Below are 25,249 nucleotides of genomic sequence, written 5' to 3'. Positions count from 1 at the left end.
CGACGAATGCAGCACGGGTCACCGGCCGATCGCGACCGCAACGAGCAGGGGCGGGCCCAGCAGGCTCGGCCGCGCGACGCGCTCGGACGCCCCCTGCCGTACGGCGTTGTCGGCGTCGAGCCCATCTCCGAGGAGCCGCTCCCGCCCGCGGAGACCCTGGCCTACGCCCGCCGCCTGCTCGACGAGGGACGCCCCTTCGCGGCGCACGAGGCGCTCGAGGTCAGGTGGAAGTCGGGCCCCGACGAGGAGCGCGAGCTCTGGCAGGGCCTGGCCCAGCTGTGCGTGGGCCTGACCCATCACGAGCGCGGCAACGGCGTCGGCGCGGCCCGGTTGGTCGAGCGCGCAGCGGGCCGACTGGCGTCATACGAGCGGGGCGGGGGGCCGGCGTACGACCTCGACCTCGCCGCACTCGTGGCGTGCGCCCGGGGTCGGGTGCAGGGCGGTTGAGGACGTGGTCGGAGATCATCGTCACCGACCTACAAGGCGAGGTCCTCGCCGAATACATCCGACCCGCCCCGGGGTGACCTACGCCGGCAACGGCCGACTCCCGGGACCCGCCCGAAGAACCCGGAAGTGTCACCGAAGTCCTGAGACATCACAGTGCGAGGGCCTGTGGAGGATTCAAGCGTTCGAACGTGCGTTCGACTAGAATTGGGGCATCATCCCGCACCGTTGTGGAGCTCTCGGAGGCTCGCATGGACCACCCGATCCGGGTCGCCGCCCAGGTCATCGACGGTGCCCTGAAGTCGGTCGCGGACGTGAATCCGGCGTTCATGACCACCACCGACAAGGCCGCCGCGCTGGTGGAGCTGGCCGCGATCGAGGACCGGGTGGGCGAGCTGCGGCTGCGGGTCACCGCCGACGCTTCTGACGTGGCCGAGGAGTCGGGTGCGCGGGATGTCGGGGCATGGACCGCGGCCGCGACGCGGCGTCGTCGTGGTGACTGTGCTGCCGATCTTCGCGTCGCGTTGGCGTTGGCCGACCGCCCGGTGTTGGCGACGGCGGTGCGTGAGGGTGAGGTGAACCTCGACCAGGCCCGGGCCATCGCGGTGTCCCTCGCGGGGCTGCCGGCCGACGTCGACGCCTGCGTTACCGACCGGGCCGAGGCCGCGTTGGTGGCGTACGCCGCCCGCTTCGACCCGATCGAGCTGGGGCGCCTGGGTCGTCGGATCCTCGACGTCGTCGCCCCCGATATCGCGGAGGCCGTCGAGGCCCGCCATCTGGCCGACCTCGAAGCCTCCGCGCGGCAGCGGATGCGCCTCGGACTCCGCCCGATGGGCGATGGGACCACGCGGATCAGTGGCCTGATCCCGGACGCCTCCGCGGCCCGGCTCGCGACCTACCTACACGCCTTCACCAACCCTCGCCGCGACGACGCCGACCCGGAGCCGGCCCGAGCACCGCGGACTCCGCACGGGCGGAAGACCGCGCGGGCGTTCTGCCAGCTCCTGGAGACCCTCGACCCGGGCCGGCTCCCGATCCACGGTGGCGACGCCACCACCCTCGTCGTGACCATGTCGCTGGAGTCGCTCCGCGCGGAGCTCGGCACGGCGACCCTCGGCAACGCGGCCCCGGGTGACTCGGTCGACCGGATCACCGCCGAGGAGGCCCGGCGGCTGGCCTGCACCGCGCACCTCGTCCCGGCTGTCCTCGGCGGGAAGGGTGAGGTCCTCGATCTCGGCCGCTCCCAGCGCCTCTTCACCCGGGCCCAACGCCGCGCCCTCGCCCTGACCGATCGCGAGTGCCGCGCGGAGGGCTGCCGGGTCCCGGCTCCGTGGTGCGAGGCTCATCACGCCGGCACCCCCTGGGCCGCCGGCGGGCGCACCGACCTGGCCGACGGGATGCTGCTCTGCTCGCATCATCACCATCGAGCCCACGACCCGACTTACTCGCCCCAGCGGCTCCCCGACGGCGGCGTCCGATTCCACCGACGAACGTAGGCCGACGTGCACCGTTGGCGGCGGAATGCCGCGAGTTCCGGACATCGCCGTGACACAGCGCGGCGACAGATCCGGTGGTGGCTCCGCGGTGTCACGTGAGGCGAAACGTGGTCCGGTACGTCGTGGGGGTGACGCCCAGGGCGCGGTGGAAGTGCCGACGCAGGGTGGTGGCGGTGCCCATGCCGCAGCTGACCGCGACCTGGTCGATCGTGGCGTCGGTGCGCTCGAGGAGCTCCTGGGCGCGGGTGATCCGCTGGTGGTGGAGCCAGTCGAGGGGCCCGGCCTGGACCTCGGCCTGCATGCGGCGGGCGAGCTGGCGGGTGCTGAGGTTGGCGTGCCCGGCGAGGTCGCGCACGGTCAGGGGCTGGTCGAGGCGGGCACGTGCCCACTCGAGGGTGGGTGCGAGACCGTCCGGGCTGCGCGGCTCGGCGGGCGGGGTGATGAACTGCGCCTGACCGCCACTGCGGTGGGCCGGCACGACGAGCCGCCTGGCGATCGCGTTGGCGGCCGCGGCGCCGAGGTCGCGGCGTACCAGGTGGACGCAGAGGTCGAGCGCCGCGGTCTTGCCGGCCGAGGTCAGCACGTCGCCCTCGTCGACGTAGAGCACGTCGGGCCGGACATCGATCTGGGGGTAGCGGCGTGCGAGATCCTCGGCGTGCATCCAGTGCGTCGTCGCGACCCGGCCGTCGAGCAGGCCGGCCGCGGCGAGGACGAACGCTCCGGTGCACAGGGAGGCGATGCGGGTGCCGCGGTCGTGGGCGGCACGCAGCGCATCGACGAGCGCTGGGTCGGGGTTGTCGTCGAGGTCGTCGGACGACGGTACGACGACGGTGTCGACGCGGGCGATCTCGGCGTACGACGCGGTCGGCAGGTGCGTCAGCCAGGGGTGTGGGGCGCCGTCGGGGGTGCAGACCACGAGGTCGTACCACTCGCCGGTGGGCGACAGCTCCGAGCGGTCGGTGCCGAAGATCTCGGAAGCGATCGCGACCTCGTAGAGCATGGCGGAGCCGTGCATGACGAGGGCGATCCGGGGCATGTCCGAAACTGTACGACCCAGGTCGTTTCAGACGCTCGTCCCGGACCGGCGCAGCGCCTGACGATGGGCTCGTGAACGCAACCGATCGAGTCCTTGTCTATGGCGCCACCGGTCACACGGGGCGCTTCGTCGTCGACGAGCTGCTGCGCCGCGGGCTCACGCCCGTACTGGCCGGCCGCAGTGCCGAACGCCTGGCCGCCGTCCCTCCCCGGCACGCCGGCCTGGACCGGCGGGTGGTCGGCGTCGACGATCCCGGCCTGCTGCGGCAGGCGGTGGCCGGTGCCGGGGCCGTCGTCAACTGCGCCGGGCCGTTCCTCGACACCGCTGTGCCTCTCGCTCAGGCTGCGGTCGATTCCGGCGCCCACTATCTTGACGTCACCGCCGAGCAGCCGGTCGTGCAGGCGCTCTACCGCGACCTCGACGGCCCTGCGCGAGCCGCGGGCGTTGTCGTCGTCCCCGCCATGGCCTTCTACGGGGGTCTTGCCGACCTGCTGGTCACGGCCGCGCTCGACGGTGGCTCGCGCGCCGACGAGGTCGAGGTCGCCATCGGCCTGGACCGCTGGTGGCCGACCGCCGGCACCCGAGCCACCGGGGCGCGCAACACTGCGACCCGCCTGGTGATCCGCGGCGGGGTGCTCACCGCGCTGGAGAGTCCCGCACCATCCTGCACCTGGTCCTACCCGTCGCCCCTCGGCGACCAGTCGGTCGTGGAGCTGCCGTTCTCCGAGGTGATCACGATCGATCACCACCTCGACGTGGGCGAGCTTCGTTCCTACCTCAACACCGCCCCGCTCGACGACCTCCACGACTCCGCGACGCCGGGGCCGGCCGCCACCGACGAGCACGGACGATCGGCCCAGCAGTTCGTCGTGGACGTCGTCGTACGCCGCGGCTCCGACACCCGCCGGACGAGTGCGACCGGGCGCGACATCTACGCGGTCACCGCGCCGATCGTCGTCGAAGGCGCCGTCCGACTCCTCGACGGTCGCCACCGGGGCTCTGGCGTCGCCGCGCCCGGTGAGGCGTTCGACGCCGCCGCCGTACTCGCCACCCTGGAGCGAGAGGCCGGTGCCATCGCGATCCGGTCCGACCGGCAAGGGTGGGCAACACGGCGATAGCCGATCCATGGTCCTGCGCCCCCGGAGGTCGCCAGCGAGGTCGAGCCGACCCGGACAGCGACGCCCCGGCCACGCGGCCGGGGCGTCGGTGCTGGCGACCTCCTAGGAGAGCACCAGCACCAAGTCCCCACCGTCCACGGCCTGGGTCCCGGAGAGCGCGAGTCGCTCGACGGTGCCGTCGACGGGGGCCGTGATCGAGGCCTCCATCTTCATGGCCTCGATGGTGGCGACCGTGTCGCCGGCGGCGACCTTGTCGCCCTCGGCGACCACGATGGTGACGACGCCCTGGAACGGGGCGGCGACGTGGCCGGGCTTGGCGGTGTCGGCCTTCTCGGCGGCGGCGACCTCGGCGGCGATGTTCTTGTCGCGCACGCTGACCGGGCGCATCTGGCCGTTGAGCAGCGTCATCACGGTGCGGAACCCGCGCTCGTCGGGCTCGCTGATCGACTGCAGGCCGACCAGCAGGGTCTTGCCCTCGTCGAGCTCGACCTCGTGCTCGTCGCCGCGGCGCAGGCCGTAGAGGTAGTCCATCGTGGGCAGTACCGAGGTGTCGCCGTACGCCGACCGCGCCTCGGCGAACGTCTTCGTCGGGCCGGGGAACAGCAGCTCGTTGAGAGTCCGACGGCGGGTCTCGGAGGAGCCCGCCAGGCTCTCGGAGGCCTCCGCGGTGAGCTCCTCGGCCGGCGCCTTCCAGGTGCGGCCCTCGAGCGCCTTGGTGCGGAACGGCTCGGGCCAGCCACCGGGCGGGTCACCGAGCTCGCCGTTGAGGAAGCCGATGACGGAGTCGGGGATGTCGAAGGAGCCGGGGTTCTCGGCGAACTCGGCCGGGTCGGCGCCGACGGCCACCAGGTGCAGGGCCAGGTCGCCGATCACCTTCGAGGACGGGGTCACCTTGGGGACGTTGCCGAGGATGTCGTTCGCCGCGGCGTACATGTCCTCGATCTGCTCGAACTTCTCGCCGAGGCCGAGCGCGATCGCCTGCTGGCGCAGGTTGGAGAGCTGGCCGCCGGGGATCTCGTGGCGGTAGACCCGGCCGGTGGGGGAGGTCAGGCCGGACTCGAACGGCGCGTAGACGCGGCGTACGGCCTCCCAGTACGGCTCGAGTGCGTTGACCGCGGCCAGGGAGAGGCCGGTCTCGCGGTCGCTGTGGTCGGTGGCGGACACGAGCGCCGAGAGCGGCGGCTGCGACGTCGTACCGGCCATCGAGGCGGTCGCGGCGTCGACGGCGTCGACCCCCGCGTCGATCGCGGCGGACAGGGTCGCGAGCTGGCCGCCGGTGGTGTCGTGGGTGTGCAGGTGCACCGGCAGGTCGAAGTTGGACCGGAGCGCGGTGACCAGGGTGCGGGCGGCGGGCGCGCGGAGCAGGCCGGCCATGTCCTTGATGCACAGCACGTGCGCGCCGGCCTCGACGATCCGCTCGGCCAGCTTCAGGTAGTAGTCGAGCGTGTAGAGCCGCTCGCCCGGGTCGGACAGGTCGCCGGTGTAGCAGAGCGCCACCTCGGCCAGCGTCGTGCCGGTCGCGCGCACCGCCTCGATCGCCGGGCGCATCTGCTCGACGTCGTTGAGGGCGTCGAAGATCCGGAACACGTCGAGCCCGGTGGCGGCCGCCTCCTCGACGAAGGCGTCGGTCACCCGGGTGGGGTACGGCGTGTAGCCGACGGTGTTGCGCCCGCGCAGCAGCATCTGCAGCTGGATGTTCGGCACCGCCTGGCGCAGCGCGGCGAGCCGCTCCCACGGGTCCTCGGCCAGGAAGCGGAGCGCCACGTCGTACGTCGCGCCGCCCCAGGCTTCCAGCGACCACAGCTCGGGCGTCGTACGGGCGACGTGGGGAGCGACCGCGAGCAGGTCCTTGGTGCGGACCCGGGTGGCGAGCAGCGACTGGTGGGCGTCGCGGAACGTGGTGTCGGTGACGGCCACGTCGTTCTGCTCCCGCAGCCGCCGGGCGAACGCCTCCGGGCCGAGCTCCAGCAGCAGCTGGCGGGTGCCGGACGGCGCGGGGACCTCGAGGTTGGTCGGCGGCAGCTTGGACGCGGGGTCGAGGCTGACCGGTGCCTTGCCGTGCGGCTGGTTGACCGTCACCTCGGCGAGGTAGGTCAGCAGCTTGCTGCCGCGGTCGCCGGAGCCGCGCGCCTGGAGCAGCTGCGGGTGGGTCTCGATGAACGAGGTGGTGACGTTGCCCGAGGCGAAGTCGGGGTCGTCGAGCACGGCCTGCAGGAACGGGATGTTCGTGGAGACGCCCCGGATCCGGAACTCGGCGACGGCGCGGCGGGCCTTCTCGACGGCCTTGTCGAAGGTGCGGCCGCGACAGGTGAGCTTGGCCAGCATCGAGTCGAAGTGGGCCGAGACCTCGGCGCCGGTGTAGACGGTGCCGCCGTCCAGGCGAACGCCGCCGCCGCCGGGGGAGCGGTACGTCGTGATCACGCCGGTGTCGGGGCGGAAGTTGTTGGCCGGGTCCTCGGTGGTGATCCGGCACTGCAGGGCGGCGCCGCGGAGCACGATGCTCTCCTGGGTGAGCCCGAGGTCGGCGAGCGTCTCGCCCGAGGCGATCCGCAGCTGCGACTGGACCAGGTCGACGTCGGTGACCTCCTCGGTCACCGTGTGCTCGACCTGGATGCGCGGGTTCATCTCGATGAAGACGTAGTTGCCGTGCGGGTCGAGCAGGAACTCCACCGTGCCGGCGTTGCGGTAGCCGATCTCCTTCGCGAACCGCACGGCGTCGGCGCACATCCGCATCCGGAGCTCGGGGTCGAGGTTGGGGGCGGGCGCGATCTCGATGACCTTCTGGTGGCGGCGCTGCACCGAGCAGTCGCGCTCGAAGAGGTGGATCACGTTGCCCTCGCCGTCGGCGAGGATCTGCACCTCGATGTGGCGCGGGTCGACGACGGCCTGCTCGATGAAGACGGTCGGGTCGCCGAAGGCGGCCTCCCCCTCGCGCATGCAGGTCTCGACGGCCTCGGGCAGCTGCTTCGGGTCGTCCACGCGGCGCATGCCGCGCCCGCCGCCGCCGGCGACGGCCTTGACGAACAGCGGGTACGGCATGCCCTCGGTCGCGGCCACCAGGGTCGCGACGTCGGTGCCGGGCTCGACCGAGGCCAGGGTCGGTACGCCGGCCGCCTTGGCCGCCGCGATCGCCCGGGCCTTGTTGCCGGTCAGCTCCAGCACCTCGGAGGTCGGGCCGACGAAGGTGATGCCGGCGTTGGCGCACGCCTCGGCCAGGCCGGGGTTCTCCGAGAGGAACCCGTAGCCGGGGTAGACCGCGTCCGCGCCCGCGCGGACCGCCGTGGCGACGATCGCCTCGGCGTCGAGGTAGTTGCGCACCGGGTGGCCCCGCTCGCCGATCTCGTAGGCCTCGTCGGCCTTCAACCGGTGCTCGGACCAACGGTCCTCGTAGGGGAAGACCGCCACCGTGCGCGCCCCGAGCTCGTACGCCGCCCGGAACGCCCGGACCGCGATCTCGCCGCGGTTCGCTACCAGCACCTTGGAGAACATGGGCGCAACGCTATCCGGACGGCAGGGGGTTGCCGCCACCTCGTGACACCCGTCTCACAGGATGTTCAGCCCTGCGGGACGACCCCGTGTCGAGGAACTGCGCGACCAGCCCGGGGATCGCCGCGTCCGCGACCCGCACCGCCTCCTCGTGGGGCACATCGGGCAGCGTGACCGCCTGGCGTCCCCCCGCGGTCGTGGCGACCAGCGTCGTCAGCCCGGACCGGCGCTGGAACCAGGTGTCGCGGAAGGTCCAGCCGATGACGTGCCCGGTCCCCAGCACCTCCCGGCGCCGGGTCAGGCTGCCGGAGCGGGCGACCAGCCGACCGTCGACCAGTGCGTGGCCGAGGGCACGCGCCCGGTCGGCGGCCAGCGCGGCGGCGACCGGCAGGGCGAGCAACGGCGCGGCGAGCAGCCACGTCGGCGCCCCGGTCGCGACCGCCGCGGCGGTCCCGGCCAGCACGAGCAGCACGGGGCTGAGCGCTCGGCTCCAGCGGCGTCGTACCGCCTGGGGGCCGTGCGGCACCAGGGGCCCGGAGATCGGGCCGGCCGTGCCCAGCACCCGCGCGGCGACGTCGGCCACGACGGCGTACGGGGCGGGCGGGACGAGCAGCGCGCTGCCCCGCTCGCCGCGGTCGACGCCGGTCACGATCGCGCTGAGTCGGCTGCCTCCGGCGAGCCGCAGCCCGACGGGCTCGCCCAGCGTGACGCCGGCCAGCCGGCTGTCGTCGATGGTCGTCTCGCGGGTGGTGACCAGGCCGCGGGACAGGTGCCAGGACCGGCCGGTGTGGCGCAGCGTGAGGCCCCAGCACGTGACCAGGTAACCGCCGACCGCCAGCGCCGACATCGTCACCAGGACGGCCGCGGCCAGGATCGGCACCGCGGCCCAGACCGAGGCCCGGGCCGCGCCGTCGGCCAGGTCGTCGACGTCCACGACGACCGGTCCGCCGAGGACGTTCCACCCCTGGGCCGCGACACCGAGGACGCCCGCGCCGATCACCACGCCGGTGCTCGTCAGCGGGGCGAAGCGTGCCCACCGCGGGTCGAACCGGAGGGTGTCGGACGCGGCGGACGGCGGTGCGGTGTCCGCAGCGGCCGGGGCCTCGCGGAGCAGCTCGGCGCGCAGCCCGCGCGCCCGCTCCACCGGCAGGCCGTCGAGGTCGAGGCCGCCGTCGTCGGCGGTCCCGGCGCCGATCCGCACGGTGGTCAGGCCGAGCAGCCGGTGGGTCAGGGGCGAGGTGAGGTCGACGGTGCGGACCCGGTCGAGCGGGGTGGACGCCACGTGCCGGCTGAGCAGGCCGCGCCGCAGCTCGACCCGACCGTGGCTGATCCGGAAGCTGGTGGTCAGGTAGCGCAGCACGCCGAGGGCCACCGGCACCAGCACGCCGAGGTACTGCCAGGCGGCGCCGTCGGTCGCCGAACCGGCCACGAAGAGCGCGAGCAGGGCCGGCAGGAAGCGCACCACCTCGCGGATCGGGTGCACCAGCAGCATCCGAGGGTCCAGGCGCTGCCAGTCGTCGGCCTCGGGCTGGCTCACGTCGCGTCGCCCTCGACGGCGTCCGCCTTCAGGGTCAGCTCGTCGACCAGCTCCCGGGCCCGCTCGGCGTCGAGGCCGGCGATCTCCAGCGCCCCCGCCGCCGACGCGGTGGTCACCGTGACCGTCGCCAGCCCGAGCAGCCGGGCGAGGGCGCCCTCGACGTGGTCGACGGTCTGGATCCGCGACATCGGCGCGATCCGGCGCTCGCGGGCCCACCAGCCGGTCTGGGTGTAGACCGCACTCTCGGTGATCTCCCACCGGTGCACGAGGAAGCGCCACTGCGGCATCACGAGGACGTACGACGCCAGCGCGACGCCGACCAGCGCCCAGACCCACCAGGTCAGGTCGAGCGCCGTCACGGCCTCGAGGACCACCAGCGCCACCACCACGACCGCCACCTGGGCGAGTGCGCCCGCGGCCCACAACCAGCGCGCCCGCGGACTGACCCGGTGGGAGGGCGCGCGCAGGGTCACGCTGTGACCCTACGGGTCACGGCCGACGGTGCAGCGCGCTCACCAGGCTGGTGCCGAGGGCGCCGTAGGCGGACGACGCCCACGGCTCGACGCCGGAGTCGACGTAGAGGACCGCCCGCCGGCTGCGCTCGACCCGCAGCGCGTCCGGGTCGCGGCCGGCCTTCAGGTCGGCGCGGCAGGAGCGGCACACGGGTACGTCGAGGGTGTGGCCGCCCTGCTCCAGGCGCATGGGGGTCCGGCCCGGACTCTCGTGGAGCGGGTTCAGGTAGCACAGCCGCAGCGGCTGGAACGCGTTCCCGGAGTTCGCCGCGTCGAGGGCCGCCCGGCCCTGGCGCGCCAGGACGAGGGCGCCGACCGCGTCGAGCAGCGCGAGGTCGTCGGCCCCGTCGAGCACCCGGGTCGCGCCGTCGTAGTGGTCGAGGGCGGCCTGCCACGCCTCGGTGTCGTCGCTCTTGTCCAGGTCGGAGCTGCGGACCGCCTCGCCGAGCTCGAGCACCAGGCCCCGGGCCTGCTGCTCGATCCGGTCGGCCTGCGCCTCGCGCACCTGGGAGACCACCGAGGCCGGCAGGGTGAACGTGCGCGGCGTACGGCGCCGGCGTACGGCGAGCGCGACCGCCACCAGCGCGAGGGCCAGCACCAGGCCTGCGCCCACCACGCCCGCGGCGGGCAGGCCGTCCCCGGAGTCGGCCGGGCCGGTGGGCTCGGGCGAGGACGGCGCGGTGCTCGTGTAGGTCGGCACCACCTCCTCCTCGTAGGCGGCTGCGGCGGTGCCGTCGGCGAGCAGCCGGGTGGTGTCGGCGAGGAACACACCGAGGTCGTCGACCTTCCCCTCGCCGTCGCCGTGCCGGTGCTCGGCCACGGAGACGGCGTCGCGCGCTTCGAGGGCGGTGCCCCAGGAGCGGTCGACGAGGGTGAGCTGGTCGGTGCCGCTGCCGTAGAACCGGGGCGCGAGGTAGAGGCCGTCGGCGTCGTAGCGGTCGTGCAGCTGGGTGAGGAGCTCCTCGGGCTCACCGCCGAAGGCGTCCCCGTCGGCCAGCCGCTGGACGACCACGAAGATCGGCACCGGGGAGTCGGCCACCGCGTCCTCGATCGCGGCCAGGTCGGCCGGCGAGATCGCGGGGGCGAGCTCGGGGGAGACCCACACCCCGGTGCTGTCCAGGGCCGACCAGATGGTCGCCAGCAGGTCGTCGGTCGTCGTCACCACCATGTCACCACCATGTCCCCACCATCCGGAATCTGCGCCCGAGCGCCAGCCGGACCAGCCCGACCAGGAGCAGGATGACCGAGATCACCCCGCCGGCGATGATCGCCCCCGCCGCCGCGACGCCCAGCGGGCCGCCCCAGTAGCTCCAGTCGTCCCCGGGACTGCGACGGACCTCCCCGATCGCGGTCAGGATCTCCTCCAGCCGGCGCGCCGCGTCGCCGTTGAAGTCGTCGGGGACGTCACCCTCGAGCCCGCCGTCGACGTTGTCGGTGATCAGCCCGTCCCCGGGCCCCCGGTAGATCACGTAGACGGCCTCCTCGTCGACCAGCCGCTGCAGCTGGCCGGCGGCGTCCCAGATCCCGCCGTAGCCCGCCTCCCGGCTGGCCTCCCAGGCCACCAGGTAGACGGGGATGGCCGAATCGGCCGCCAGGGTCTCCAGCCGCTCCTCCACGTCGGGCGGGACCAGGTCGTGGGCGTCCGCCGCGACGTAGACCCGGTCCCCGTCCGCCAGCGCGTCGGCGGCGCGCTGCACACGATCGCCGACCGGCGCGAGCGCGGGCGCGCGCTGGTCGCGCCAGACGTCGTACGCCGCCAGCCCGGCGACGGCGCCCAGAGCGCCGATGAGCACGGCCACGACCAGGTCGCGCAGCCGCCCGGTCATCGAGCGCCCTCCGTGACGAGGCGCCACAGCTCGGGGTCGAGGGAGCCGAGGCCGGTCTCGGCCCAGATCGAGTCGTCGCGCCAGTAGGGCCGGGTGCCCCGGTCCACGCTCAGCGACTCGGGCTCCCGACCGGCGGCGACCGCCGCCGCGCAGGCCGCGCAGGCGGGCAGCGAGACGCCGGAGACCGTGGCGGTCCGTGCCCGCGGGCCGTGCCGCGGGTCGAAGTAGCACCGGACCGGCAGCGCGTCACCGCGGAGCCGGGCCGATCCCTGCTCGGCCAGCACCAGCGCGCCGAGGACCTCCAGGCGCGAGGACGAGCCGACCAGGTCCTCGGCGGCCTCGAGACACCCGTAGGCCTCGTCGGGCACCAGCGTGAGGTTGCGGTCGATCTCGCGACGCAGGGCCTTGACCGCGGACCGCGCCTCCCGGGCGACGGACGCGACCGACGCGACCGTGGCGTCGGCGCGCGCGCCGCGCTCGGGGCGCGCTGCGCGCTCGGGGCGCTTCCCGCGGGGCTCGGGGCGCTCGGTGGCCAGCGCGGCCCGGGCGCGCAGCAGCCGCCATCCGACGGTGGCCGCGGTGAGGGCGCAGGCGATGGCCACGACGGCCGTGGTCAGGGGCTCCCCGTGGGCCTCGGCGAGCTCGTAGCCCATCGGCTCCTCGCCGTACTCCGCCAGCCAGGGACCGCCGGCGACCAGGTCGCCGACCTGGTCGGCGCTGAGGGACTGGTCGTCGTCGGCGGCCACGCTCAGCAACACCGCCGCCTGCCCGGCCGCGGAGACGAAGTCGCCCTCCGCCAGGGGCGCCACGGCGTGCTCCAGGGCGTCGTAGCGGCCCAGGCTCAGGTAGACGGCCTCCAGCGGCACGCCGTAGGTCCCCACAGCGGTCTGCCCCGCCGGGGTGCTGACCACGTAGACGCCGGGCTCGTCGAGCTCGGCGTGGACCAGCCGGAGCAGGTCGTCGCTCGAGTCCTGGCCGGCGAGCTGGACGTTCGGGGTCTGCACGAGAGCGACGTACGCCGGCACGCCGGCGTCCGCGAGGTCGCCGACGAGGTCGCTCAGGCCGGCGTGGACCTCCTCGGTCCGCCCGTTGCCCAGCGCCTCGTGGACCAGCACCGGGTCGTCGCGGAGCGCGGCGGCGATGCCCTCGACGGTGTCGGCCTCGGCTGGGCGGTCGGTCGAGGCGGCGGGCACGGCGGGTTCCTTCCCCGTCCTGACGGTGGTCAGTCCTGGTTGCGACGCGCCTCACGAGACGGCCGAGTCAGCCGATCCAGTGAATCCAGCTGGGGGAGCCGGGTCGGTTTCGACTCGCCGTCACGGCTTCGCGGGCTCAGCCGTGGGCTCGCTCAACCTGCGCGAGCCCACGCAGCGAGCTCGTTCCTCGCTCGCTGCTGCTCACTTGATCTCGCAGATGACCGCTCCGTTGGTGACCGTCGCGCCGACCTCGGCCTGCAGGCCGGTGACGGTGCCGGCCTTGTGGGCCTTCAGCGGCTGCTCCATCTTCATGGCCTCCATGACCACGACGACGTCGCCCTCCGCGACCTCCTGGCCCTCCTCGACGGCGATCTTCACGATCGTGCCCTGCATCGGGCTGGTGACCGCGTCGCCCGACGCCGCGGCGCCGGCCTTCTTGCCGCCCGCCCGCTTGGGCTTCTTGGCGCTCGCCGCGGGACCGGCGGAGAGGCCGCCGAGACCGGCGGGGATGACGACCTCGAGCCGCTTGCCGCCGACCTCGACGACGACCGTCTGCCGCTCGGCGGCCTCGTCGGGCTCGCCCGCGTCGCCGGAGTAGGGCTCGATGGTGTTGTCGAAGTCGGTCTCGATCCAGGTGGTGTAGACCGTGAACTCGCCCTCGCCGGACGGTGTCGAGGCGCCGACGTACGCCGGGTCCCTGACGATCGTGCGGTGGAACGGGATGACCGTGGGCATGCCGTCAACGACGAACTCGTCGAGGGCCCGGCGGCTGCGCTCCAGCGCCTGGGTGCGGTCGCGGCCGGTGACGATCAGCTTGGCGATCAGGGAGTCGAACGAGCCCGGGATCGTCTCGCCGTTCTCGTAGCCGCCGTCGAGGCGGACGCCCGGGCCCTGCGGCGGGCTCCACGCGGAGAGGGTGCCCGGGGCGGGCATGAAGTTGCGGCCGCCGTCCTCGGCGTTGATCCGGAACTCGATCGAGTGGCCGTGGATCTCGGGGTCGTCGTACCCGAGCTCCTCGCCGGCGGCGATGCGGAACATCTCGCGCACCAGGTCGATGCCGGTGACCTCCTCGGACACGCAGTGCTCGACCTGGAGGCGGGTGTTGACCTCGAGGAAGGAGATGGTGCCGTCCTTGGCGACCAGGAACTCGCAGGTGCCGGCGCCGACGTACCCGGCCTCCTTCAGGATCGCCTTGGAGGAGGCGTAGAGGCGCTGCACCTGGTCCTCGGTGAGGAACGGCGCGGGCGCCTCCTCGACCAGCTTCTGGTGGCGGCGCTGCAGCGAGCAGTCGCGGGTCGAGACGACCACGACGTTGCCGTGCTGGTCGGCCAGGCACTGGGTCTCGACGTGGCGCGGCTGGTCGAGGAACTTCTCGACGAGGCACTCGCCGCGACCGAAGGCGGTGACCGCCTCGCGGACCGCGGACTCGTAGGCGTCGGGGATCTCCTCCAGCGTGCGGGCGACCTTCAGGCCACGACCGCCGCCGCCGAAGACGGCCTTGATCGCGACCGGCAGGCCGTTGGCCTTCGCGAACTCGACCACCTCGTCGGCGTCCTTGACCGGGTCCTTGGTGCCGGGGGCCAGCGGGGCGTTCGCCTTCTGGGCGATGTGCTTGGCCTTGGCCTTGTCGCCCAGGGCCTCGATGGCCGCGGGCGGGGGGCCGATCCAGGTCAGCCCGGCGTCGATGACGGCCTGGGCGAAGTCGGCGTTCTCGGCGAGGAAGCCGTAGCCGGGGTGCACCGAGTCCGCGCCGGTCTTCTCGGCGAGCGCGATGATCTTGGCGATGTCGAGGTAGGACTCGGCCGGGGTCGCGCCGCCGAGGGAGTGCGCCTCGTCGGCGAGCCGGACGAACATGGCGTCGCGGTCGGGGTCGGCGTACACCGCCACGCTCCCGATGCCGGCGTCCTTGCACGCCCGGATCACCCGGACCGCGATCTCGCCGCGGTTGGCGATGAGGACCTTCTGCAGAGGCTTCGTTCCCGGCACTGTGACACTCCTGTGAGGTGGCGCTGCGAGGCTGATCGTCGCGGGCAGGCTATCGCCCGCCCGCCGGAGGCTAGCCGGGTCTCGGGGGTGCTCGCCGTCACGGATCTCACACAGCATGGCCTTGCCCGGGGACAATCCGGTCCGCGGGAGCAGCCGGAAGCGGTCGTCTCCGGAGGTTAACAAGCATTAACCTGCGGGGTTAGCATGCCCGGATGAGCACTTTCGAGCTGTCCCGCGAGCACGAGGAGTTCCGCCGCAGCGTGCGCGACTTCGCCGAGGCGGAGATCGCGCCGTACTCCGCTCAGTGGGACCGCGACCATCACTTTCCGGTCGACGTGGTGGCGAGGATGGGCGCCCTCGGGCTCTTCGGGCTCACCGCCCCGGAGGAGTACGGCGGCGCCGGCGAGGACGGCGACTTCACCAGCCTGTGCGTGGCGATCGAGGAGATCGGCCGGGTCGACCAGTCGATGGGGATCACCCTGGAGGCCGGCGTGGGCCTGGGGATCACCCCGCTGCTGGAGTACGGCACGGCGGAGCAGCGCGAGACCTGGCTGCCCGACCTGGTCGCCGGTCGGCGGCTCGCCGGCTTCGGGCTGACCGAGCCCGGGGCCGGGTCCGACGCCGGCGCGACCCGCACCCGGGCGGTGCTCGACGACGGCGAGTGGGTCATCGACGGCGCCAAGCAGTTCATCACCAACTCCGGCTCCGAGCTCACCAGCCTGGTCACGGTCACGGCGCGCACCGGCGAGCGGGCCGACGGCGGCCCCGAGCTCAGCGCGATCATCGTGCCGGCCGGCACGCCCGGTTTCACCGCCGAGAAGGCCTACGACAAGCTCGGCTGGCACGCCACCGACACCCACCCGCTCACCTTCGAGGGCGTCCGGGTGCCGGAGGCCAACCTGCTCGGCGACCGCGGTCGCGGCTACGCGCAGTTCCTCGCGACCCTCGACGACGGCCGGGTCGCGATCGCGGCGCTCGCGGTCGGCTGTCTCCAGGCCTGCCTCGACCTCACCGTCCAGTACGCCGGCGAGCGACAGACCTTCGGTGGCCCCATCGGTCGCAAGCAGGGCGTCGCGTTCCGGATCGCCGACCTGCAGGTGATGCTGGAGGCCAGTCGGATGCTGACGTACAAGGCGGCGGCGATGAAGGACGCGGGCGCCCCGGTCAAGGGCTTCAAGCAGGCCGCGGCGATCGCCAAGCTCTACGCCACCGAGTCCGCCGTGACCGGCACCCGGATCGCCACCCAGGTCTTCGGCGGCTACGGCTTCATGGAGGAGTACGCCGTCGCCCGCCTCTACCGCGACGCCAAGGTGCTGGAGATCGGCGAGGGCACCTCGGAGGTGCAGCGGATGCTCATCGCGCGCGGGCTCGGCCTGCCCGTCGAGTGACCCGTCGAGCGAGTGAGTCGCCGCTCGGCCGGGTAACGATCGGCATGACCCGGGAACGCGTGCTCGCCATCATCCAGGCCGGCGGTGCAGGCGGACGCATGGACGTGCTGACCCGGGAGCGGGCGAAGCCGGCCCTGCCGGTGGCGGGGGTCTTCCAGCTGGTCGACTTCCCGCTCTCCAACCTCGCCCACAGCGGCATCACCGACGTGTGGCTCTCGGTGCAGTTCCAGGGCTCGACGCTCGAGGAGCAGGTCGCCAACGGCCGGCCGTGGGACCTGGATCGAAACCGCGGCGGGCTGCGGCTGCTGATGCCGCAGCAGGGCTCCGGCAGCCTCGACGAGGACGGGTTCGCGCGCGGCAACGCCGACGAGCTCTACCGGATCCGCGACCAGATCGCCGCCGAGGCGCCCGACGTACTGGTGGTGATGAGCGCCGACCACGTCTACCGGTTCGACTACACCGACGCGATCGAGACCCACCGGCGCCTGGGTGCCGAGTGCACGGTGGTGACGACCCGGGCGCCGGAGGGCGACGACCCCGCCGACCACGCCGTCGTCGAGGTCGACGGCGACGGCCGGGTGACCGGCTTCGCGTACAAGCCCGACGAGCCGGCGAGCGACGCGATCGCGACCGAGATCGTCGTCTACGACCCGCGGGTCCTGGTCGAGGTGCTCGACGCACTCCACGTCGAGCTCTCCGCGGACCCGGAGGTCGGCTCCGAGCCGGGCGACACCGGTCTCGGCGACTTCGGCGACCACCTGCTGCCGCGGCTGGTCGAGCGGGGGAAGGTCGTCGCGCACGACCTGGGCGGCTACTGGCGCGACCTCGGCCAGCCGCACCTCTACCTGCGCGCCCATCGCGAGCTGCTGGTCGACGACCAGGGCGTCCTGGGGGTGCCGGGCTGGCCGATCCTGACCCGGCAGCCGCAGCGCCGGCCGGCGCGGGTCCTGGAGGGTGGCGTCGTCGCCGACTCGATGCTCAGCCCCGGCGCGACCGTGGGCGGGACGGTACGCCGCAGCGTGCTCGGCCCCGGCGTCGTCGTCGAGTCCGGCGCCGAGGTGCTCGACTCCGTGCTCGCGGCCGACACCGTGGTGCGATCCGGGGCCCGGGTGGCCTGGTCGATCGTGGACACCGGCTGCACCTTCGAGGAGGGTGCGGTCGTCGGCGACCCCGGCGTGCCGGCCCTCGACGACCCGGATGCGGTGACCGTCGTGGGCCGCGACTCGGTGGTCGGCGCCGGGGTCCATCTCGCCTCCGGGAGTCGCCTGGAGCCGGGCACCACCGCCTGAGGCCGCCACGCGGGTCGACGGCTGAGCGCGGGACCAAGGCATCGGCCGATTAGCATGAGCGCGTGTCCAGCCGGTGGCAGCGCCTCCTCGTCGAAGCGGGCCGGTTCCTCGCTGTCGGCGGACTGGCCACGCTGGTCGCGCTGTTCCTCTTCAACGTGCTGGTCCACGGGCTCTTCCCGGGCCTGCCGGCGCTGCTCGGCGACCAGCCGATCCCGGCGTACGTCCTGGCCAACTCCGTCGGCATGGTGATCAGCTACCACGGCAGTCGCAACTACGCCTTCCGCGACCGGCCGACCACGCACGCCGACGGGGGGTTGTCGGCGTTCGTGCTGATCAACGTCGTCACCATGCTGCTGCCGATCGCCTGCCTGAGCGTCAGTCGCGACGTGCTCGGGCTCGACGACCCGGTCTCCGACAACATCGCGGCCAACGTGATCGGCCTGGTGCTGGGTCTCGGCGCCCGGTTCTACCTGTTCCGGACCTACGTGTTCCGCCGGCCGATCAACCTGAACGACCTCTATCTCCCGGACGACGGGCTCGGCGACCTGCTCAACGACGGGGCGACCACAGAGCGGTCCAGGCGTGCCCCAGCTCCGCCACGAGCTCCCGGAGCAGCGGGAGGCTGACCCCGACCACGTTGTGGTGGTCGCCGTCGATCCGGGTGACGAACGCGCCCGCGAGGCCGTCGATGGTGAAAGCGCCCGCCACGTGCAGCGGCTCGCCGGTCGCGACGTACGCCGCGATCTCGTCGTCGTCGACGTCGGCGAAGTGGACGGTCGTCGAGGCGGTGGCCGCCACGACCCGCCCGGTGCCGGTGTCGCGCAGGCAGTGACCCGTGCGCAGCACCCCGCTGCGCCCGCGCATCGCGCGCCACCGTCGTACGGCGTCGTCGGCGTCGGCGGGCTTGCCGAGCGCCTCGCCGTCCAGCTCGAGGACCGAGTCGCAGCCCAGCACCAGCGCACCGGACGGTACGTCGTCGCGCGCCGCGACCGCAGCGCACTTCAGCTCGGCGAGCCGCAGGGCGAGCTCCGCCGGCGGCAGGTTCGTCAGCTGCGATTCGTCGACGCCACTCACGATCACGACCGGGTCGACACCGGCGCTGCGGAGGGTGGCGAGGCGGGCGGGGGAGGCGGAGGCGAGGACGAGCGTGGTCACCTGGGCGAGGGTACGGCGCGCCGGGGGCGGCTCAGCGCAGGAACTCCAGCCCGTCGCCGAAGGTGCAGGCGGCGAGGGTGGCCAGCGACGGGTGCTCGTCGAGGTGCTCGGGGGCGCGCATCGACAGCATCACGTTCATGAGCATCCCGTGGGCGACGAAGTTGCGGGCGTCGTCCTCGGACCAGCCGGTGCGCTGCACGGTCTCGAAGATCCCGGCCATGCACCTCCGGGCCGCCCGGGCGATGTCGTCGTTCCCGCCGCCGGAGAAGCCGTGCATCATCACCTGCAGCAGGTCCCGGTCGGTGAGCAGCGCCGTGTAGGCCAGGCCCAGGCGGTCGCGGTCGGCGTCGCTGTTCGGGTCGAAGTCGCCGTCGTCGAGGACCTCCTCGAAGGCCACCCGGACCCGGTCGGTCGCGCGCACGAAGACCTCGAGGAACAGCTCCAGCTTGGTGCCGAAGATCCGGACGACGTAGGGCTGCGAGACCCCGGCCTCGCGGGCGACCTTGTCGGTGCTGGTGCCGGCGTACCCGCCCTGGGCGAAGGCGCGGGTCGCCGCGTCGAGGACGAGCTCGCGGCGGTCTTCGGCAGTCATCCGGCTCGTCATGGTTGACAGATTATCACTTGATTACTTAGCGTCTTGACCTAAGTAATCATTCAATGCCTTCTAGCCTTGAGGAGTCCGCGATGACCAGCACCGTCACCGCCCCCGACCTTGGGGGCGTCCAGCCACCGCCGGTCGCGCCGCGCCGCCGCGTCCCCGCCGGGGTCGCCGTCGTCGCCGCGTCCCTGCCGATGTTCATGGCCACCCTCGACAACCTGGTGCTGACCACCGCGCTGCCGGTGGTCCGTGCCGACCTGGGCGCGAGCGTGGCCCAGCTGTCGTGGTTCCTGAACGCCTACACGATCACCTTCGCGACCTTCATGCTCCCGGCCGCCGTCCTCGGCGACCGGCTCGGTCGCCGGCGGGTGATGCTCGCCGGCATCGCGGTGTTCACCCTCGCCTCGGTCGCCGGCGCGCTCAGCGGCACCAGCGAGGCGCTGATCGCCGCTCGCGCGGTCCAGGGCCTCGGGGCCGCCGCGATCATGCCGCTGTCGCTGACCCTGCTCGCCTCGGCCGTGCCGCCCGCGATGCGCGCCGCCGCGATCGGCATCTGGGGCGGCGTCGCCGGACTCGGGGTCGCGCTCGGCCCGGTGATCGGAGGCGCCGTGGTCGAGGGCGTCAGCTGGCAGGCGATCTTCTGGCTCAACGTGCCGGTCGCGCTGGTCGCCGTACCTCTGCTGCTGCTCGCGGTGCCCGAGGCCCGAGGCACCTGGCAGCGCCTGGACCCGGTCGGCACGCTGCTTCTCGGCGGCGCAGTGTTCCTCGGCATCTGGGGCATCGTGCACGGCAACGACGACGGCTGGACCGACCCGGCCGTGCTCGGCCCGCTGGTGGTCGCCGGGCTGCTCGTGCCGGCGTACCTCGTCTGGGCACGCGGTCGCAGCCACGCCGTGCTCCCGCTGCGGCTCTTCGAGTCCCGTGGCTTCGCCGTCGCCAACGCGATCGGGCTGACCTTCACCATCGGGATGTTCGGCGCGGTCTTCCTGCTCTCGCAGTACCTCCAGGTCGTGCAGGGCTACAGCCCCTTCGAGGCCGGCCTGCGGACCCTCCCGTGGACGGCCGCCCCGATGGTCGTCGCTCCGATCGCCGGCGCGATCTCGGGCCGCACCGGCCTGCGGTCGCTGCTGGTGACCGGTCTGGCCCTGCAGACGGCGTCGCTGGTCTGGTTCGCCTGGCTCACCGAGAACGCCCAGCCGTACAGCGGCTTCGTGCTGCCGCTCGCCATGGCCGGCATCGGGATGGGCCTGACCTTCGCGCCGAGTGCGACCGCCGTCCTCGACGGGCTGCCCGACAGCGACTTCGCGATCGCCAGCTCGGCGAACTCCACCGTCCGCGAGTTCGGCGTCGCCCTCGGCGTCGCGCTGCTGACCGCGGTCTTCCTCGGGAACGGCGGCGAGATCTCGCCGGTCGGCTACGACGGCGCGGTCGGCCCGGCGCTGCTCACCGGCGCGGCGGCCGTCGCGGTGGCGCTGCTCGCGGCCCTCTTCGCTCCCGGGAGGGCGGCCCGGCGGTGACGGGGCGGGGCGCACCGGCATGATGGAGGAGTGGACCGGACCGACAACCGACCCTCCCGACGGCCCCGCGTCCTCGCCGGCGCGGTCGTGCTCGCGCTCGTCGCAGGACTGGTGGTGGTGGTCGTGGCCCGTTCGCAGCACTGGGGCCCGTTCGCGCTGGACCCGCAGCGCGACAACCCGTTCCTGGCCCGGGCACAGTTCGTCGAGCCCGGCAGCACCGCCGACCAGGCGGCCCAGCAGGCCGCGGCCGAGGGCGACACCGCGAGCGCCGAGATCTTCGAGCGACTCGCCGAGATCCCGCAGGGGATCTGGCTGACGCCGGAGGAGTTCCCGGCCGGCCAGGTGGGCGCTCACGTGAGCGAGCTGGTCGCCGCGGCCGACGAGGCCGACGAGGTCCCGGTCCTCGTCGTCTACGGCGTCCCCGACCGCGACTGCACGGGCGGCTTCTCCGCGGGCGGCCTCTCCGCCGAGGAGTACGGCCCGTGGGTGGACGAGATCGCCGACGCCGCCGGTGCCGGCGACTCCGCCGTGGTGATCCTGGAGCCCGACGCCCTGGCCTCGGCGATCGACTGCGACAGCCGCTCCGAGCGCGTCGAGCTGCTCGCGGCAGCCGTCGACAGCCTGCGCGAGGCGGGGGTCACGACGTACGTCGACGGCGGCCACTCCGACTGGATCCGCCCCGAGGACCTGGCGCCGCTGCTGAAGGACGTCGGCGTCGCCAGCGTCCGCGGGTTCGCGACCAACGTGTCCAACTTCCAGCCCGACGAGGACGAGGTGGCCTACGCCGAGCGGCTCGTCGAGCTGATCGGGGGCGACGTCCACTACGTCATCGACCGGGGCCGCAACGGCAACGGCGCGAGCGAGGAGTGGTGCAACCCCTCCGGACGGGCCTTCGGGGAGAAGCCCGGGTACGTCGACGACGGCACCCGGCTGGACGCCTACCTGTGGGTCAAGCCACCCGGCGAGAGCGACGGCGAGTGCAACGGCGGTCCGGCCGCCGGGGACTTCTGGGCGGACCGGGTCACGGAGATCGCCCGCACCTCCGGTTGGTAGCGCCGAGCCGACGGCGCACCACTCCGACCGCAGGGCGGCACCACGTGCTTGGCGTTGTTAGGCTCCAGCCATGGATGCGGGCAGCGATTGGACCGCGGTGATCATCGAAGACGATCCGGACGTTCGCGACCTGATCGACATCGTGCTCACCCAGTCGGGCTTCACGACGGTCGTTGCCGAGAACGGCCACCTGGGCGTCGATGCCGTCCGGGCGCACAATCCCCTGATCACCACCCTCGACGTGAACATGCCGGGCATGGACGGGTTCGCGGTCGCCAAGCGGCTGCGCGAGTTCAGCTCGACGTACCTCATCATGATCACGGCGCTCGGCGACGAGATCGACGTCGTGCAGGGCTTCGAGGCGGGCGCCGACGACTACCTCGTCAAGCCGTTCCGCCCCCGGGAGCTCCGGGCCCGTGCCGACTCGATGCTGCGCCGACCGCGCGCCCGGGGCGACGTGCCCACGAAGGTCGCCGCGGCGCCTCCGCCGCCCCCCGCTCCGGAGCCGCCGCCGGAGTCCTGGGCGGCTGCGGCCGCCCGGGAGCTCGCCGACGGCTCTGGTGGCGTCGCCTCCTCCGAGGGCGGCAACCGCCGCGCGCCCGCGGAGCAGCACCGGCCTCCGGCTGCGGCGGTCCCGGCCCAGCAGGCCCCGGCTCCGCAGCCGCCCGCGTACCAGCCGCCCGCTCCGGTGCAGCCGGCCTACCAGCCGCCGCACCCGCAGCAGCCGTCGTACGAGCCCCCGCCGGCGTACGAGCCGCCGCCCGCCCCTCCGGCGCCGCCCGCGCAGCGGGCTCCCACGCCGCCCGTGCAGCAGCAGCCCGCCGCCCCGCAGCAGCCCGCCTCGGGCGGCGGCTGGCTCCGGTTCAACGGTCTCGCGCTCAACGCCGAGACCCGGATCGCCACCGTCAACGGGGCGAGCGTCGACCTGGCGCGCGCCGAGTTCGACCTGCTGGCGTCCCTGATGGAGACCGGACGTCGGGTGCGCAGCAAGGCCGACCTGGTGCTGACCATGCGCGGTCAGCAGTACGTTACGTCGTACTTCGTCAACGAGGCCGACAAGCGGTCGGTCGAGGTTCACGTCGCCAACATCCGGCGCAAGCTCGGCGACGACGGAGCGGCGCCCCGCTTCATCGAGACGGTCCGGGGCGTCGGCTTCCGGATGGCCGAGGGTTCGTAGCGGGCGAGACGGTTCGCGTACTCAGGTCGAGGTCTCGACACGCACGTCGCGACCTCGTGCCCTTCGATACGACGCTCGTTCCTCGCGTCTACTCAGGACGACGCCTCGGTCGCGCGGCTCCGCTCGACCTCCGTCAGCGAATCCGCTGGCGCGTCCTCGCTACCCCGCGTTGACGGGGATGTCGGCGACCACGGTCTCCTCCTCGGAGGCGAAGATCGCGATCGGCACCTCCTGCTTGATGGTCTGCTTGAAGAAGGTGCCCGAGCCCGCCGAGTTCTCGATCCACACGGTCGCGCGGAAGGACAGGTTGACGCCGCGGGTGTCCGGCGCCATCTCGCCGATCTGCTGGTTGCGCAGCTCGAAGGCGCCCTTGGGCGAGGTGATGAGCATGCCGTACTTCGTGCTCACCGGCTCGGGGTCGAAGGTGATCTTCTTCGCGGAGGCGTTCAGCTCGTAGGGACGGTCGGTGCCCGCCGAACCGTCCTTGAGCACCGTCCGGGAGGTCACCTTGATCCGGTCCAGGTAGACCTTCCGCTTGGTCTTGAACGGGTCGCGCAGGTCGCGGTCGAGGTCGTAGGCCCCGAGGGTGAACGAGAAGTACTTGTTGCCGCGCGGGAACCACTCATTGGTCCGCGGCGTCGCCTTCGTGGGGTACATGTTGTAGACGAAGTCGACGCCGTTGACGTCGATGTGCGACTGGAAGGTGCCGTCGCGGGTGAACTGCGAGTCGTAGACGGTTTCGGTGGGCGTCGCGGACGGCGACTCCGCCTCGACGGGGTCGTCACCGCCGCCGGTCAGGTCCCCGATCGCGGAGCAGCTCGAGAGCAGGACCGAGAGAGCGACGGCGGCAACGGCGACCAGCGGGCGGCGGGCGCGGTGCATGGGAGTCTCCTGTGCGAGTTGCGGGTGGGGGCTGCGGGGGGAGCGGGTCAGGCCTGGTAGCCGCGGTAGCGCTTGCTGGCCTTGATGAGCATCCAGGCGGTCTGCAGGACGGTGATCACTCCGAGGACCGGCCAGCAGGCGGCCAGGACGTCGGACTGGGCGTCGATCGGGAGCTGCAGCCAGATGGCGAAGAAGACCAGGAAGAAGAACGTCGCGACCACGAAGGGGTAGAGCCACGCGATGCCCTTGCCGCGCTCGGCCTTGGCCTGAGCAGCCCAGTTGTCGGTCTGCTGGTTGCTGAAGAACTTGGTCCAGGCCCGCGCGAAGTGGCCCATCCGGATCACCATGTAGAGCTCGGCCGGGAAGACGAGCAGCACGAACAGGTAGTCGCGTCTGTTGGCGAACTCCATGGAGTGCGCGACCCGGAAGTTCAGCCACACCGCGCAGACGGGCGGGATCAGCCACCACGGGCTGAAGACGAACGCGCTGATCGACAGCGAGGCGGCCAGCATGACCACGAACGCGAAGCGGGTCGTGATGTTGACGATCATCGACATGTGCTCGAACCAGCGCAGCCGCAGGTTCGGGTGGAACGGCTGGCCCTTGGTGTCGCCGCGCTGGCCGGGCCACATCAGGTCGATGGCGCCGAAGTTCCACTTGACCTGCTGGGCGTCCAGCGAGCGCAGGGTGTCCATGCCGCCGACGTGGGCTCGGGCCCGCGCGGAGATCTTGGTGAGGTAGCCGGCGCTCTTGATCTGCAGCGACAGCAGCGAGTCCTCGACCTCGGAGTCGCTGACCCACGGGGTGCGCTGGTGGCTGTCGCGCATGACGTCGCGCAGGGCCTGGGTGGAGAACATGGAGAACTGGCCGCCGAGAACCGCCATGTTGCGGCCCTTGAGCAGGTTCTGCATGTTGAACGCGGAGAACTGCGCCCGCTGGCCCGCGATGAGGAACTTCGCCATCGGGCCGTCGAGGGCGCTGTCGTCGATCGAGTAGATCGCGGAGATGCCGCCGATCCGGTCGTCGCTGGCGATCTCGTCGACCAGGTGCTGGATCGCGTCCGGCTCCGGGGTGGTGTCGCCGTCGACGCCGAGCAGGAAGTCCATGTGCTCGACCAGCGAGTAGCCGTAGTTGAGCGCGCCGACCTTCTTGTCGGGGTTCTTGCCGATGTCGTGGACGTAGATGACGGTGCTCTGCTCGCCGGTCGGCGTCATCCGGGTGTGCGGGCCGGCGTAGTGGCTGGCGATCTCGACCGACTCGTCGCTGGTGTTGTTGACCACCAGGTGGATCGCGTCGGGGAGCCGGGTCTGCTGGAGGAGGGAGTCCAGCACGCCGCCGATCGTCTCCGCCTCGTTGTAGGCGGGGATGATGCAGCCGACGGTGGGACGCAGCGTCGGGAGCTCCTCGACGGCGTCGAGGAACTCGTCGGCGTACGCCGCCAGGTGCGGGTCGTGCGCCCGGACGTAGGGCTGCTCGACATCCGAGGAGGGGGCGACCGAGGACCCGTCGGGGCCGCCATGCGGAGCGTTCATGGGCATCAGTGTGTCCAATGACCC

21 protein-coding genes are annotated in these 25,249 nt (G+C 72.9%); 9 read left to right on the top strand and 12 right to left on the bottom strand.

Annotated features, from left to right (window positions below; genetic code table 11):
* Window positions 1-6 precede the first annotated feature (6 nt).
* Window positions 7-447 (top strand): DUF309 domain-containing protein, encoded by a 441-nt coding sequence (locus tag MUB56_RS25015; RefSeq protein ID WP_244929721.1) that lies wholly within the window; start codon window positions 7-9, stop codon window positions 445-447.
* 248 nt (window positions 448-695) lie between these two features.
* The gene (locus MUB56_RS25010) at window positions 696-1,940 is read left to right on the top strand and encodes an HNH endonuclease signature motif containing protein (protein ID WP_244929720.1); all 1,245 of its coding nucleotides are present in this window, start codon (window positions 696-698) and stop codon (window positions 1,938-1,940) included.
* Between the two features lie 91 nt (window positions 1,941-2,031).
* Here MUB56_RS25010 and MUB56_RS25005 read toward each other — a convergent pair whose 3' ends face one another.
* Window positions 2,032-2,976 carry a helix-turn-helix domain-containing protein gene (locus MUB56_RS25005; RefSeq protein WP_244929719.1) on the bottom strand — a complete coding sequence of 315 codons (945 nt, stop codon included), beginning with the start codon at window positions 2,974-2,976 and terminating at the stop codon, window positions 2,032-2,034.
* 71 nt (window positions 2,977-3,047) lie between these two features.
* Here MUB56_RS25005 and MUB56_RS25000 point away from each other — a divergent pair, with 71 nt between their 5' ends.
* On the top strand, window positions 3,048-4,094 hold the full coding sequence (locus tag MUB56_RS25000; RefSeq protein WP_244929718.1) for a saccharopine dehydrogenase NADP-binding domain-containing protein: 1,047 nt from the start codon (window positions 3,048-3,050) through the stop codon (window positions 4,092-4,094).
* Between the two features lie 102 nt (window positions 4,095-4,196).
* Here MUB56_RS25000 and MUB56_RS24995 read toward each other — a convergent pair whose 3' ends face one another.
* The 7 genes from MUB56_RS24995 to MUB56_RS24965 all read right to left on the bottom strand — a co-directional run bounded on the left by MUB56_RS24995 (window position 4,197) and on the right by MUB56_RS24965 (window position 14,634).
* On the bottom strand, window positions 4,197-7,583 hold the full coding sequence (locus MUB56_RS24995; protein WP_244929717.1) for a pyruvate carboxylase: 3,387 nt from the start codon (window positions 7,581-7,583) through the stop codon (window positions 4,197-4,199).
* A gap of 10 nt (window positions 7,584-7,593) precedes the next feature.
* Window positions 7,594-9,117: a PH domain-containing protein gene (locus MUB56_RS24990; RefSeq protein ID WP_244929716.1), complete on the bottom strand. Its 1,524-nt coding sequence runs from the start codon at window positions 9,115-9,117 to the stop codon at window positions 7,594-7,596.
* Window positions 9,114-9,590, bottom strand: a complete 477-nt coding sequence (locus MUB56_RS24985) for a PH domain-containing protein (RefSeq protein ID WP_244929715.1) — start codon at window positions 9,588-9,590, stop codon at window positions 9,114-9,116. The genes MUB56_RS24990 and MUB56_RS24985 overlap by 4 nt, the downstream gene beginning before the upstream one ends.
* Window positions 9,591-9,606: 16 nt before the next feature.
* Window positions 9,607-10,797, bottom strand: a complete 1,191-nt coding sequence (locus MUB56_RS24980; RefSeq protein WP_244929714.1) for a hypothetical protein — start codon at window positions 10,795-10,797, stop codon at window positions 9,607-9,609.
* Between the two features lies 1 nt (window position 10,798).
* A complete protein-coding gene (locus tag MUB56_RS24975; protein ID WP_244929713.1) occupies window positions 10,799-11,455 on the bottom strand; it encodes a hypothetical protein in 657 nt (218 codons plus the stop codon).
* Complete coding sequence (locus tag MUB56_RS24970) at window positions 11,452-12,648, bottom strand: hypothetical protein (RefSeq protein WP_244929712.1); 1,197 nt, start codon at window positions 12,646-12,648, stop codon at window positions 11,452-11,454. The genes MUB56_RS24975 and MUB56_RS24970 overlap by 4 nt, the downstream gene beginning before the upstream one ends.
* 201 nt (window positions 12,649-12,849) lie before the next feature.
* Window positions 12,850-14,634, bottom strand: coding sequence for a biotin carboxylase N-terminal domain-containing protein (locus tag MUB56_RS24965; protein ID WP_244929711.1), 1,785 nt, complete (start codon window positions 14,632-14,634; stop codon window positions 12,850-12,852).
* A 212-nt stretch (window positions 14,635-14,846) separates the two neighbouring features.
* Between MUB56_RS24965 and MUB56_RS24960 the strand changes: the two genes are divergently transcribed.
* The 3 genes from MUB56_RS24960 (at window position 14,847) to MUB56_RS24950 (ending at window position 17,937) form a co-directional block, all read left to right on the top strand.
* Window positions 14,847-16,022, top strand: a complete 1,176-nt coding sequence (locus tag MUB56_RS24960; protein WP_244929710.1) for an acyl-CoA dehydrogenase family protein — start codon at window positions 14,847-14,849, stop codon at window positions 16,020-16,022.
* Between the two features lie 44 nt (window positions 16,023-16,066).
* On the top strand, window positions 16,067-17,311 hold the full coding sequence (locus tag MUB56_RS24955; protein WP_244929709.1) for a sugar phosphate nucleotidyltransferase: 1,245 nt from the start codon (window positions 16,067-16,069) through the stop codon (window positions 17,309-17,311).
* 62 nt (window positions 17,312-17,373) lie between these two features.
* The gene (locus tag MUB56_RS24950) at window positions 17,374-17,937 is read left to right on the top strand and encodes a GtrA family protein (RefSeq protein ID WP_244929708.1); all 564 of its coding nucleotides are present in this window, start codon (window positions 17,374-17,376) and stop codon (window positions 17,935-17,937) included.
* Here MUB56_RS24950 and MUB56_RS24945 read toward each other — a convergent pair.
* Both MUB56_RS24945 and MUB56_RS24940 read right to left on the bottom strand, forming a co-directional pair.
* Window positions 17,861-18,466 (bottom strand): Maf family protein, encoded by a 606-nt coding sequence (locus MUB56_RS24945; protein ID WP_244929707.1) that lies wholly within the window; start codon window positions 18,464-18,466, stop codon window positions 17,861-17,863. The two genes, MUB56_RS24950 and MUB56_RS24945, sit on opposite strands and share 77 nt — an antisense overlap.
* Window positions 18,467-18,497: 31 nt before the next feature.
* The gene (locus tag MUB56_RS24940) at window positions 18,498-19,058 is read right to left on the bottom strand and encodes a TetR/AcrR family transcriptional regulator (protein ID WP_244929706.1); all 561 of its coding nucleotides are present in this window, start codon (window positions 19,056-19,058) and stop codon (window positions 18,498-18,500) included.
* A gap of 92 nt (window positions 19,059-19,150) precedes the next feature.
* Between MUB56_RS24940 and MUB56_RS24935 the strand changes: the two genes are divergently transcribed.
* The 3 genes from MUB56_RS24935 (at window position 19,151) to MUB56_RS24925 (ending at window position 22,811) form a co-directional block, all read left to right on the top strand.
* Complete coding sequence (locus MUB56_RS24935; RefSeq protein ID WP_244929705.1) at window positions 19,151-20,581, top strand: MFS transporter; 1,431 nt, start codon at window positions 19,151-19,153, stop codon at window positions 20,579-20,581.
* 30 nt (window positions 20,582-20,611) lie between these two features.
* Window positions 20,612-21,634: a glycoside hydrolase family 6 protein gene (locus tag MUB56_RS24930; protein ID WP_244929704.1), complete on the top strand. Its 1,023-nt coding sequence runs from the start codon at window positions 20,612-20,614 to the stop codon at window positions 21,632-21,634.
* 70 nt (window positions 21,635-21,704) lie between these two features.
* Window positions 21,705-22,811: a response regulator transcription factor gene (locus MUB56_RS24925; RefSeq protein ID WP_244929703.1), complete on the top strand. Its 1,107-nt coding sequence runs from the start codon at window positions 21,705-21,707 to the stop codon at window positions 22,809-22,811.
* A 159-nt stretch (window positions 22,812-22,970) separates the two neighbouring features.
* Here MUB56_RS24925 and MUB56_RS24920 read toward each other — a convergent pair whose 3' ends face one another.
* Window positions 22,971-23,693, bottom strand: a complete 723-nt coding sequence (locus MUB56_RS24920) for a hypothetical protein (protein WP_244929702.1) — start codon at window positions 23,691-23,693, stop codon at window positions 22,971-22,973.
* A 47-nt stretch (window positions 23,694-23,740) separates the two neighbouring features.
* Entirely contained in the window at window positions 23,741-25,225 is a 1,485-nt protein-coding gene (locus MUB56_RS24915) for a glycosyltransferase family 2 protein (protein ID WP_244929701.1), read from the bottom strand.
* Window positions 25,226-25,249: the final 24 nt, after the last annotated feature.

Source organism: Nocardioides sp. W7, assembly GCF_022919075.1.
In the GTDB taxonomy this organism is placed as follows: Bacteria; Actinomycetota; Actinomycetes; order Propionibacteriales; family Nocardioidaceae; genus Nocardioides.
This window is presented reverse-complemented; position numbering and strand designations above follow the sequence as displayed.